Raw genomic sequence first — 11,978 nt, 5'->3', positions numbered from 1 at the left:
CAAGCCGAGTCTGGAGATGATCCACGGCCGCTCCTCCTTCTGACAGCCAGCTTGGATCCCCGCCTTCGCGGGGAAAGTCGGATTGGGGAGCGGCGGCAGGCGAACGCCCATCCCCCCTCCCCTGCCGCAAAACTAACGCCCGCCCCAGGAATAAGCGGAACCCGGGGCGTGGCGGCGGCGGCTCGGGTCGTGTATCGGGGGGATCGACCATGACCGCCGACCTCGCCCCGCCGCGCTATCCAGAGCTCCGTGACCAGACCATCGTGCTGGTCGGATTGATGGGCGTGGGCAAGTCCAGCGTCGGCCGCCGCCTGGCCCAGACCCTCGACCTGCCGTTCCGCGACGCCGACAACGAGGTCGAGCGCGCCGCCGGCCGCGGCATTCCCGAGATCTTCGCCGAGATGGGCGAGGCCGCCTTCCGCGACGGCGAGCGGCGGGTGATCGCCCGCCTGCTGGAGGATCCGCCCCACGTGCTGGCCACCGGCGGCGGAGCCTTCGTCAACGCCGAGACCCGCGCCCTGATCAAGGACAAGGCCATCGCCGTCTGGCTCAAGGCCGATCTGGAACTGCTGGCCCGCCGCGTCGGCCGCAAGGACGGCCGGCCGCTGCTGAAGAACCGCGACCCGATGGACGTGCTGCGCGAACAGGCGACCACCCGCTATCCCGCCTATGGCGAGGCCCACCTGACCGTCGAGACCGGCGACACGCCCCACATGGTGGCCGTCGAGGCCGTCATCGCCGCCCTGCAGGGCCGCCTCGCCGCCGCTTCCGCCAGCGACACTCCCGCTGGCGACGCTTCCGAAAGAGTACAGCCGTGATCCGCACCGTTCCCGTGGGCCTGGGCGATCGCGCCTACGACGTCGTCATCGGCACGGGCCTGATCGACAAGGCCGGCGAGTACGTCCTGCCGTTCCTGTCCAAGCGCAAACGCTGCGCCGTGGTCACCGACGCCAATGTCGGCGAGCACCATGTCGAGCGGCTGTCGGTGTCGCTGGAGAAGGCCGGCGCCGCGGTCGACGTCATCGTCCTGCCGCCGGGCGAGGAGACCAAGAGCTTCGAGGGTCTGGCCCACCTGTCGGACCAGCTGCTGGCCCTGGCGCTGGACCGCGGCGACATGATCGTGGCCTTCGGCGGCGGCGTGATCGGCGACCTCGCCGGCTTCGCGGCGGCGATCTACAAGCGCGGCGTCGACTTCATCCAGATCCCGACCACCCTCTTGGCCCAGGTCGACAGCTCGGTCGGCGGCAAGACCGCCATCGACACCCCGCGCGGCAAGAACCTGATCGGCGCCTTCCACCAGCCGCGCCTGGTGCTCGCCGACCTCGACGTGCTGGCCACCCTGCCCGCCCGCGAGCTGGCCTGCGGCTATGCCGAGGTGGTCAAGTACGGCCTGCTGGGCGACTTCCCGTTCTTCGAGTGGCTGGAGAAGCACGTTCACGCCGTGCTCGAGCGCGACACCGAGGCCCTGGTCCGCGCCGTCGGCCGCAGCGTCGAGATGAAGGCCGAGATCGTCGCCGAGGACGAGAAGGAGGCCGGTCGCCGCGCCCTGCTGAACCTCGGCCACACCTTCGGCCACGCCATCGAGGCCGAGATGGGCTTCGGCGACGCGCTCAAGCACGGCGAGGCCGTCGGCGTCGGCATGGCCCAGGCCTTCCGCTTCTCGGCTTCGCAAGGCCTGTGCTCGACCCAGGACGCCGTCCGCGCCGAGGCCGCCATCAAGGCCGCCGGCCTGCCGACCAAGCTGTCGGACGTGCGCGCGGAACCTTTCAACGCCGACGCCCTGATCGCCCACATGGGCCAGGACAAGAAGGCCGAGGGCGGCGCCCTGACCTTCGTGCTGGTCCGCGCCATCGGCGATGCCTTCGTCGCCAAGGGCGTCGATCCGGCCCCGCTGCGCGCCTTCCTGGTGGCCGAGGGCGCGGCCGGCTGACCGACTGGTCCGGTTTCGTCCACAGCCCCCGCGTCGGCGCCTCTTGGCGCCGCATCCGCGCAATGGTCAAGCTTTCTGCCGACGGACCGGAACCGGTCCGCATCCGGTGCGTTGACGACGACGCACCGCTTTGTCGGCGTGGGGTCTAGGGGGAGCCCAGGGGTGACCGTTTTGGAGGCTGACGCACGCGCCGCGACCGAGGAGATCTTCGATCTCCGCCGGCGCTTGGCCGAGGCCCAGCAAGCTCATGCCGAGGAAGTGCGCCGCAACCAGGCCTTCAGCCGGATCGCGGCGGCCATCGGCGCGCACCAGAGCCTGGGCGAGACCGTCCAGGCGGTGATCGACGGCGGCGTCGAGCTGATCGGCGCCCAGTTCGGGGCCTTCTTCTACAACGTCATCGACCGCACCGGCGAAAGCTACATGCTGTACGGCCTGGCGGGCGCGCCGGACGAGGCCTTCGCCAACTTCCCGATGCCGCGCAAGACGGCGATCTTCGCACCCACCTTCGACGGCGTGGGCGTGGTGCGTTCGGACGACGTGCTGGCCGATCCCCGCTACGGCAAGAACGCGCCCAACCAGGGCATGCCCGAGGGCCACCTGCCGGTGCGCAGCTATCTGGCCGCCCCGGTGAAGACCGCCGACGGCCTGGTGCTGGGCGGCCTGTTCTTCGGCCACCGCGAGCCGGCCCGCTTCGACTCGCGCGCCGAGACGGTGATCATGGGCCTGGCCGCCCAGGCCGCCGTCGCCATCGAGCGCAGCCGCGCGAGCGAGGCTGGCGACCGCGAACTCACCGAACGCCGGCGCGCCGAGGAGCGCCTGAAGTTCGCCCTCGATTCGGGCCGCCTGGGCTCGTGGGAGCTCGACGTCGAAACCCGCGCCTACGACGCCTCCGACATCTGCAGGTCGAACTACGGCCGCGGCCCCGACCAGGACTTCGGCTTCGACGACCTGGTGGCCACCATCCACGCCAGCGACCGCGACCGGATGCTGGCGGCGATGGACGAGGCCATCCGCACCGGCGGCGAATACGACATCGAATACCGCGTGGTGATCCCCAGCGGCGAGACCCGCTGGGTGCACGCCCGCGGCCGCGCCGCCGTGCGCGACGAACCCGTGATCGGCGGCGGCGTGCGGCGCATGGCCGGGGTGTCTCTGGACGTCACCGAGCGCAAGCGCGCCGAGGAGCGCCAGCGCCTGCTGCTCAACGAGCTGAACCATCGCGTCAAGAACACCCTGGTCACCGTCCAGTCGATGGCCGCCCAGACCCTGCGCGCCGCCAGCGACCTCCCCGCCTTCCGCGAGGCCTTCGAGGCCCGGCTGATCGCCCTGTCCCAGACCCACAACCTGCTGACCGAGCAGAACTGGGAAAGCGCCAGCCTGCGCGAGATCGTCGACGCCGAGCTGGAAGCCTTCGGCGGCCGCGAGCGGCTGGACTTCGACTACGCCCGCGACCTGCGGCTCAATCCCAAGGCCACCGTGGCCGTCGGCATGGCCGTGCACGAGCTGGCCACCAACGCCGCCAAGTACGGAGCCCTGTCGACGCCCGGCGGCCGAGTGAGCATCGCCTGGTCGACCGAGCCGGCCTCGCCCGAGACCTCCGCCCGCCTGCGCCTGCGCTGGACCGAAAGCGGCGGCCCGCCCGTCCCGCCGCCGACCCGTCGCGGGTTCGGCGCCCGCCTTCTCGAGAAGGGCCTCGCCGGCGAGTTGTCCGGCGTGGTCCGTCTCGCCTATGATCAATCTGGCCTGGTCTGCGCGATGACGCTGCCCTTGGCCGCCCTGGAGCCGTGAAACAGATGAAGACCCTCGCCGCCCTGAAGGTTCTGGTGGTCGAAGACGAGGCCCTCGTCTCGATGCTGGTCGAGGACATGCTCGGCGATCTCGGCTGCGAGGTCGTCGGTCCCGCCGCCGAGATCGAGGAGGCCCTGCGCCTGGCCGGCTCGGCCGAGATCGACGCGGCCCTGCTCGACGTCAATCTGGGCGGCCGCCCGATCTTCCCGGTCGCCGACGCCCTGAAGGCGCGCGGCGTGCCGTTCGCCTTCGCCAGCGGCTACGGCGAGGCGGGCCTGACCGAGCCGCACAAGGGCTCGGCGGTGCTGCAGAAACCGTTCCGCGAGGCCGACCTGCGCCGCGTGCTGGAAGGCCTGGCCGCCCAGGTGGTCTGAGCCCTCCACGTTTCCAGACAAGAAAACGCCCGCGCGATGCGATCGCGCGGGCGTTCTCGTTTCCGGCTGGCGGCGGACGGGCGAGCGGCTTGACGCCGCCCGCCCGAGCCGGCGCGCCTACAGGCCGCCGGCGCAGCCCTTGGCGAAGTAGTCGTCGATGATCCGCAGCTGGTCGGCCATGATCTTGCGGGTCCAGGCCCGGCCGTGATCGTAGTCGTCGAACACGTGGTACTCGACCACCTGGCCCGACTTCTTGGCCTTGTTGACGAACCATTCCGACTGCTCGATCGGCACCGTCCGGTCGCGCTCGCCGTGATAGACCATGATCGGGATCTTGATCTGGTCGGCGAAGTCCACCGGGCTGACGCCCTTCACGGTCGGCCCCTGGGCGTCCATGAAGTAGGGGTTGGTGTAGAAGTCCTTCCAGATGCGGCGGATGTCCGACACCCCGGCGCCGGCGATGGCGCACTTGTAGAGACCGTTCGGGCGCACGGCGGCGTCCATCGAGGCGTAGCCGCCGTAGGAGAAGCCGAACATGGCGATGTGGCCGGGCTGGGCGATCTTCTGCTCGATCAGCCACTTGGCGCCGTCGTCCTTGTCGTCCTGCATCTTCTGACCCCACTCGGCGTCGCCGGCCTTCCACAGGCGGCGGCTCCAGCCGTCGGAGCCGCGATACTGCGGCTGCAGCACGGCCATGCAGCGCGAGGCCATCAGCGGCGTCCACATCGAGCCGTCGAAGCCCATGTGGTCGCGCGCCCACGGACCGCCGTGCGGGTGGATGACGGTGCGATACGGCGCCGGGCCGCACAGCTCGGGGTTCGGCAGGGTCAGGAAGGCCGGGATGTCGAGACCGTCGCGGGCCTTGTAGTAGACCAGCTTGCGGGTGCCGAGGGCGGCCGGGTCGATGTCCGGATAGGCCTTGGACAGCAGCTGCAGCTCACCATTCTTGAACAGGTAGTAGGACGGCGGCGTCGTCGCGCCGGCCACCGACAGGATCACCGTCTTCAGGTCGGGCGAGTAGTCGATGATGCGATAGTACTTGTCGGAAAAGTACTTGGTTTCAGCGCTCTTGCCGGTCTCCACGTCGACGAAGGTGGTCGGCGTCGGGGTGATGTTCAGCGCCTGGCGCAGGGCGGCGTCGAGGGCCTTGAGGTCCGGATCGACCCAGACCACGTCGCCGCCGACCGGGCCGTCATAGCTCAGCCCGACGATCTCGCCGAAGCGCGGCCCGGCGTAGCGGAACACCCGCGGCGCGTTGGCCTCGAAATAGGGGTGCTTGAACAGCACCTCGCCCATCTGGCGCTTGGCGATGTCGTATTCATAGACCACGGCCTTGTCCTGGCCGACGTTGCTGAGCACCAGGGCGACGTTAGGATCCTTGGTGAAGCCGACGATGCTGGTGACGTCGCGGTCCTTCACATAGGTGCGGAAGTGCTCCACCCAGCCGCCGTCAGCCGTGCGCAGCTCGGTCGTCGTGTAGGCGCCCTTGCCGTCGACGTCGCCGCGGACCCGGCCGCGCAGCTTGCCGTCCAGGTCGGTGAAGTAGCCCGAGACGTTGTCGGCGGTGCGCTGGATGCGCTCGGAACGCCCGTTCTTCACGTTCACCTTGAACACGTCGCCGCGCTTGGTGCCCACCTGCGAGACGACCAGAACGTGGTCGGGATCGTTGGGCAGGCTGTCCAGCACCTCCGGCCCGAAGCGCTTGATCAGCACGGACATCGCCTGGCTGCCGCCGTCGTCCTGATACATCGGCTCGCGCCAGTTCTTGCCGTCGACGTCGACGAAGAACAGCTTCTCGGCGAAGGTCTTGGTCACGCCGCCGCCGAGCAGGTCGTCGTACGGGTTCCACAGGCTGACGGCCAGCAGGTCGTTCTTGATGAACTGGACCGACTGGATCTTCATCTGCTTGGACGCCAGGACCTTCGGCGCCTTCTTCAGATCGGCGGCTTCCCACACCAGGATAACGCGATCTTCGCCCTGGCCTCGCAGGCCGGCGATATATTTCCCGTCGGGGGAAAGTGAGAAACTCGACACCGCCGGATATGCGGCGAGCTGTTCGACGGTGGGAGGTTTCGGCGCCGCAATCGCCGTAGTCGCTCCGAAAACGGCCATGGCCGCCAGCACCAGACTTCTAAGCATAAACTTTCAATCCCCAACCCCTGGAGGGCGCCCCATGCCCGCATAGGTGCATGACGCGCCGTGCAATCTTGGCAAGCTGCCACCGCATTCAGAGGGCGACAAGGGCGACTTCGTGCACGGAAAGGGGGAAAATTTTCGCGTTCACTGCCTCATTGTGCCATTTGAGCAACCATCGTACCGCGTCATTTTCCATTCGCGTCGAAATTGCGTCAAAAGTGTTGCGACCGAGTGTCGGCCCGCTACTGTCCGCCGGGGCTGCGCCTTATGCGTGCGGCGGTCGCGGACCCTGAGGGGCGTCAGCGACAGGTACTTTTGGGGACTCGAATGATTGATAAGACGATGAAGACCGCGCTGTGTGCGGGGTCTGCTCTCGGCGTTATGCTGAGCATGGCCGCCATGGCGGCTCCGGCCTTCGCGCAAGACAAGGCCAAGGCCGACGCTAACGAAGTCGAAGAACTCGTGGTCGTTGGTTCGCGCATCCGTCGCGACACCTTCAACTCGCCCTCGCCGGTCCAAGTGATCACCCGCGAGGAATCGACCCTGGCCGGCTTCGCCTCGACCACCGAGGCCCTGCAAGGCACCGCCGTCACCGGCGGTTCGGCTCAGATCAACAACGCCTTCGGCGGCTACGTCACCAACGGCGGCCCGGGCGCCAACACCCTGTCGCTGCGCGGCCTGGGCGCCTCGCGCACCCTGATCCTGCTGAACGGCCGCCGCGTCGCTCCGGCCGGCTCGCGCGGTTCGGTCGGTTCGGCCGACCTGAACGTGCTGCCCAGCGCCATGATCGACCGCGTCGAAATCCTGAAGGACGGCGCTTCGTCGATCTACGGTTCTGACGCCGTCGCCGGCGTGGTGAACATCATCACCAAGCAAAACGCCCAGGGCATCACGGTCGAGAACCAGTACAACAAGACCGCTCACGGCGGCGGCAACACCAACCGCCTGTCGGTCGTCGCCGGCGCCACGGGCGACCGCTGGACCCTGTCGGGCTCGCTGGAATACCTCGAGCGCAGCGACCTCACCCTCGCCGACCGCGACTGGACCCGCTGCAACACCGACAGCTTCATCAACCGCGCCTCGGGCGGCTCGCTCGACTTCGTCGACCCGCTGACCAAGTCGCCGAAGTGCTACCCGATCACCACGACCGGCTCGAACGGCGTGACGATCAACACCCTCGGCACCACCTCGACCACGGGCGTCGGCGCCGCCGGCTCGGTGGGCACCACGTTCAACCGCTGGCGTCCGAACTCGGCCGTCACCACCGGCCTGGTCGGCTGGGAAGGCGTTGGCGGCGGTTCGAACAACCTGAACGTCCGCGACACCTTCGATCCGCGCACGCTGAAGCGCTCGCTGATCTCGCCGGTGAAGATCTACACCGCCTTCGGTCAAGGCGCTTACGACCTGCAGGCCCTCGGCAACGCCGAAGTCTACTTCGAAGTGCTGGCCAACCAGCGTCGTTCGCAGCAGACCGGCTACCGCCAGCTGTCGCTGGACTACGCCAAGGGCAGCCCGCTCATCCCGTCGAACCTGGCCTTCAGCACGTTCCTCGCCGCTGGCGGCAGCACGATGACCAAGGGCCTGGCCACGGGCGTACGCGCCTTCATCGGCTTCGGCAACGACGTCAGCAGCCAGGTCGTGAAGTTCGAAAAGGCCACCGGCGGCATCCGCGGCGACCTGACCTTCCTGCCGAACTGGCGCTATGACTTCTCGGCCAGCTACTCGAACTCGGATTCGACCTACACCCAGCAGTCGTGGCTGACCGACCGTCTGGCCGAATCGATGGACGTCGTGGTCGCTCCGACCGGCACGCCCGCCCAGTTCGTCCGCAACGGCTACACCTGCCGCGTCAACACCACGAACTCGGCCGCCGGCTGCATTCCCGGTCCGGCTCTGACCAGCGACACCGTCGGTGGCAAGCTGCCGCAGGACTGGATCGACTACACCTTCCAGAAGGTGACCGGTAAGACGAACTACAACGAAGCCGTCGCCACCGTGAACTTCGACGGCCCGGTGTTCAAGCTGCCGGCCGGTGAAGTGAAGGCCTCGGTCGGCGCCGAAATCCGCCGCAACGAGATCGACGACACTCCGGACATCAACAGCCAGACCGGCAACCTCTACAACCTGACCTCGTCGACGATCACCCGCGGCGACGACCAGGTCTGGGAAGTGTTCGGCGAAGTCGAAATCCCGCTGCTGGCCAACCAGCCGTTCGCCAAGGACCTGACCCTGAACCTGTCGGGCCGTCACACCGACTACAAGTCGTACGGTTCGGATCAGACCTACAAGGTCGGCGGCGTCTACACGCCGGTCGGCTGGCTGTCGTTCCGCGGCACCTACGGCACCTCGTTCCGCGCTCCGGCGCTGTTCGAACAGTACCAAGGCGCCACCAGCGGCTTCCTGTCGAACACCATCGACCCCTGCGACAACTACGGCGCTCAGGACATCACCTCGCAGCGCTACAAGAACTGTAACGCCGAACTCAACAACACCGCCTACACCTCGACCCAAAGCGTCAAGGTGCTGACGGCCGGCGGCGCCGATCAGGGCCTCGAGGCTGAAACCTCGAAGAACTACACCGGCGGCATCATCCTGCAGCCCGAACTGCCCTCGGGCTGGGGCAGCCTGTCGGTCGCCATCGACTACTACAACATCAAGATCAACAACGGTGTCGCCCGCTTCGGCGCCAGCAACATCCTGCAGGCCTGCTACGACGACCCGCAGTTCCGCTCGGGCGGCGGCTTCTGCCGCTTCGTCGACACGCGCGCCGTGGGTACCAACGCCCTGACGGTGCACGACAGCTACACCAACATCGCGATCCAGGTCGTGAAGGGTTGGGACTACAACTTCCGCTACAAGCGTGACATCGGCGAGGGCCGTCTGACCCTGAACGCCCAGGTCACTCAGTACCTGTCGCAGGCCTCCAAGCTGTTCAGCGACGACGAGATGGACGAGTACAACGGCACCGTTAACTCGCCGGAATACACGGGCACCTTCGACGCCACCTACGCCTGGAAGTCCTACAAGTTCCGCTACGGTCTGGAATGGATCGCTGCTCAGGAAAGCTACGCCTACCTGGGCGTGAACAAGCAGACCACCCAGTACGACTTCGATGTGCCGGATTACTTCCTGCACAGCCTGTCGGTCCAGTACACCTCCAAGAACGAGTGGGAAGCCACCTTCGGCGTCCGCAACCTGATGGACAAGGACCCGCCGGTCATCTCGTCGGGCTACTACAACCGGGTTGGCAACGCCCCGCTGTACAGCGGCTACGACTACATCGGCCGTCAGTTCTTCCTGAACGTGTCGAAGAGCTTCTAATCCTCACGGAATAGAATGAGCTATCGGGCGGCGGATCTTCGGATCCGCCGCCTTTTTATTTGGAACCAAGCGAAATCGATCGTCGGCGACGGGCCGGCGCGCTCAGCGCCCCTTGGGCGGGGCCACCGAGAATTCCAGGTCGAACAGGGTCGGCACGTCGTTGACGCGGGCCCGCTCGATGGTCAGCAGCCGGGCCTTGGTCTCGGCCCCGCCGTCGGCGCTGAAGCCGCCCATCCGGCCGTCGGCGCCCAGCACCCGGTGACAGGGCACGACGATCGGCCAGGGGTTCTCGCCCAGGGCCTTGCCCACCGCCCGCATCGCCCCCGGCTCGCCCATGGCCTTGGCCACCTGGCCGTAGGTCGAGGTCTCGCCGGGGCGAATGGCGCGAGCGATCTCGTAGACCCGGCGGTTGAAGGGCTGCACCACGGTGAGGTCCAGCGACACGTCGGCCAGGTCGTCGCGACCTCCGGCCAGCAGGTCGATGATACGATCGGCGACGAGGTCGATCTCCGGCGGCGGCGCGGTTTCGGCGGCGTCGGGATAGCGCTTGCGCAGCCTCGCCCAGGTCGCGCCGGGGCCGGCCTCGGGCAGTTGCACGCCGATCAGCCCGCCCGCCGCCCACGCCAGGCCGCAACGGCCGATCGCCGTCTCGAAAAGCATGAAGCCCTGTCCCATGGCGACAGATTAACACCGCTGTTGCAGGTTGCGAGCCGGGCCTTCTACCTTTCCACGGTCACGCTCTTCTCCCCGCCCCGGTTCCGGAGATCGCCCTTGCGCCTCGCCCCGCTCGCCGCCGCCCTGCTCCTCGCCGCCGCGCCAGCCTTCGCCGGCGACATCCTGGTGCACGGCGGGCCGATCCACACCGGGGTCGCCGCGACCCCCACGGCCGAGGCGGTGCTGATCCGCGACCGGACGATCGCCTTCGTCGGCCCGCTGGCCGCCGCCCGCGCCAAGGCCGCCCCCGGCGCCCGCGACATCGATCTTGCGGGCGCGGCCGCCTATCCCGGCTTCGTCGACGCCCACGCCCACCTCACCGGCATCGGCCTGCGCGAGCTGACCCTCAACCTCGACCAGACCGACTCCGTCGAGGCCCTGGTCGCCGCCGTCCGCGCCTACGCCCAGGCCCATCCGGGCGATGCGCCGATCTACGGCCGGGGCTGGATCGAGACCCACTGGCCGGAAAAGCGCTTCCCCGCCCGCGCCGACCTCGATCGCGCCGCCCCCGGCCGCATCGTCGTGCTGGGCCGCGCCGACGGCCACGCCGTGGTCGCCTCCAGCGCCGCCCTGGCCAAGGCCGGCGTCACCCGCGACACCACCGCCCCGTCCGGCGGCCAGATCCTCAAGGACGAGACCGGCGAGCCCACCGGCATGCTGATCGACCACGCCCAGGCGCTGGTCGAGGGCGTCATCCCGCCGCCCTCCCCGGCCCTCAAGCGCCAGGCGCTGGAGACCGCCGGCAGGCTCTACGCCAGCCGCGGCTGGACTGGCCTTGGCAATATGAGCGTCGACGCCGAGGACCTGGAGATCCTGCGCCAACTGGCCGCCGAGGGCCGCTTTTCCCTGCGCGTCGACAACTACATGGACCCGTCCGGCGCGGCCGAGGTGCTGAAGACCGGTCCCAGCGCCGACCCCACCGGCCTGATCCGCCTGCGCGGGATCAAGCTCTACATGGACGGCGCCCTGGGCTCGCGCGGCGCGGCCCTGCTGGCGCCCTACAGCGACGCCGAGGGCCAGGGCCTGATCCTCACCGAGCACGACCAGGGCCTGGCCCTCATGCGCCAGGCGCGCGCCGTCAACGCCCAGGTCGCCATGCACGCCATCGGCGATCGCGGCAACCGCATGGTGCTGGACTGGTTCGGCGAAGTGCTGGGCAGCGACGCCGACCGCCGCTGGCGCATCGAGCACGCCCAGGTGGTCGACGCCGCCGACCTGCCGCGCTTTTCCAGGCTGGGGATCATCGCCTCGATGCAGCCCAGCCACGCCATCGGCGACCTCTATTTCGCCCCCGCCCGCCTGGGCAAGGACCGGCTGAAAGGCGCCTATGCCTGGGCCGACATGCTGAAAAGCGGCGCGGTCGTCGCCGCCGGATCCGACGCGCCCGTCGAGGTCGGCGACCCGCGCATCGAGTTCTACGCCGCCGTCTACCGCCACAGCCTCTCGGGCTTCGCCAATGCCGACTGGCATCTGGAAGAGGCGGTCAGCCGCGACCAGGCCCTGCGCATGCTGACCTGGGCGCCCGCATACGCGGCCTTCGCCGAGCAGCAGCGCGGCGTGCTGCAGGCCGGCAAGGCCGCCGACCTCACCGTCTTCGACCGCGACCTGATGGCCATCGCCCCGGCCGATATCCTCAAGGCCCAGGCCGTGCTGACCATCGTCGACGGCAAGGTGGTGTTCGAGAAATAGGCCGCCCCGCCGGAGCGGGGCGGCCT

General features: G+C 68.7%; 8 protein-coding genes. 6 read left to right on the top strand and 2 right to left on the bottom strand.

Annotated elements, in window-relative coordinates; translation table 11 throughout:
* The first annotated feature begins 209 nt into the window (after positions 1-209).
* From AC2YHT_RS02615 to AC2YHT_RS02600, 4 genes are all read left to right on the top strand, one after another.
* Positions 210-818 (top strand): shikimate kinase, encoded by a 609-nt coding sequence (locus AC2YHT_RS02615; protein WP_487288035.1) that lies wholly within the window; start codon positions 210-212, stop codon positions 816-818.
* Positions 815-1,930: a 3-dehydroquinate synthase gene (gene aroB, locus AC2YHT_RS02610; protein ID WP_487288034.1), complete on the top strand. Its 1,116-nt coding sequence runs from the start codon at positions 815-817 to the stop codon at positions 1,928-1,930. Before AC2YHT_RS02615 ends, aroB begins: the two co-directional genes overlap by 4 nt.
* Positions 1,931-2,092: 162 nt before the next feature.
* Entirely contained in the window at positions 2,093-3,718 is a 1,626-nt protein-coding gene (locus tag AC2YHT_RS02605) for an HWE histidine kinase domain-containing protein (protein ID WP_487288033.1), read from the top strand.
* A 5-nt stretch (positions 3,719-3,723) separates the two neighbouring features.
* Positions 3,724-4,092, top strand: a complete 369-nt coding sequence (locus AC2YHT_RS02600) for a response regulator (RefSeq protein ID WP_101718306.1) — start codon at positions 3,724-3,726, stop codon at positions 4,090-4,092.
* A gap of 117 nt (positions 4,093-4,209) precedes the next feature.
* Here the strand turns inward: AC2YHT_RS02600 and AC2YHT_RS02595 are convergent, their stop codons facing one another.
* Positions 4,210-6,231 (bottom strand): alpha/beta hydrolase family protein, encoded by a 2,022-nt coding sequence (locus AC2YHT_RS02595; protein WP_487288032.1) that lies wholly within the window; start codon positions 6,229-6,231, stop codon positions 4,210-4,212.
* Positions 6,232-6,555: 324 nt separating this feature from the next.
* On the opposite strand from AC2YHT_RS02595, the gene AC2YHT_RS02590 reads away from it, so the two are divergent.
* Positions 6,556-9,549 (top strand): TonB-dependent receptor domain-containing protein, encoded by a 2,994-nt coding sequence (locus tag AC2YHT_RS02590; RefSeq protein WP_487288031.1) that lies wholly within the window; start codon positions 6,556-6,558, stop codon positions 9,547-9,549.
* Between the two features lie 102 nt (positions 9,550-9,651).
* Here the strand turns inward: AC2YHT_RS02590 and AC2YHT_RS02585 are convergent, their stop codons facing one another.
* The gene (locus AC2YHT_RS02585) at positions 9,652-10,224 is read right to left on the bottom strand and encodes a methylated-DNA--[protein]-cysteine S-methyltransferase (protein ID WP_487288030.1); all 573 of its coding nucleotides are present in this window, start codon (positions 10,222-10,224) and stop codon (positions 9,652-9,654) included.
* A gap of 96 nt (positions 10,225-10,320) precedes the next feature.
* Between AC2YHT_RS02585 and AC2YHT_RS02580 the strand changes: the two genes are divergently transcribed.
* Positions 10,321-11,952, top strand: a complete 1,632-nt coding sequence (locus tag AC2YHT_RS02580; protein WP_487288029.1) for an amidohydrolase — start codon at positions 10,321-10,323, stop codon at positions 11,950-11,952.
* Positions 11,953-11,978 lie beyond the last annotated feature (26 nt).

The sequence above is a fragment of the Caulobacter sp. SRI_008 genome (genome assembly GCF_057586355.1).
The sequence above is the reverse complement of the archived record's forward strand: the minus strand, read 5'-3'. Positions and strand labels throughout refer to the sequence as shown.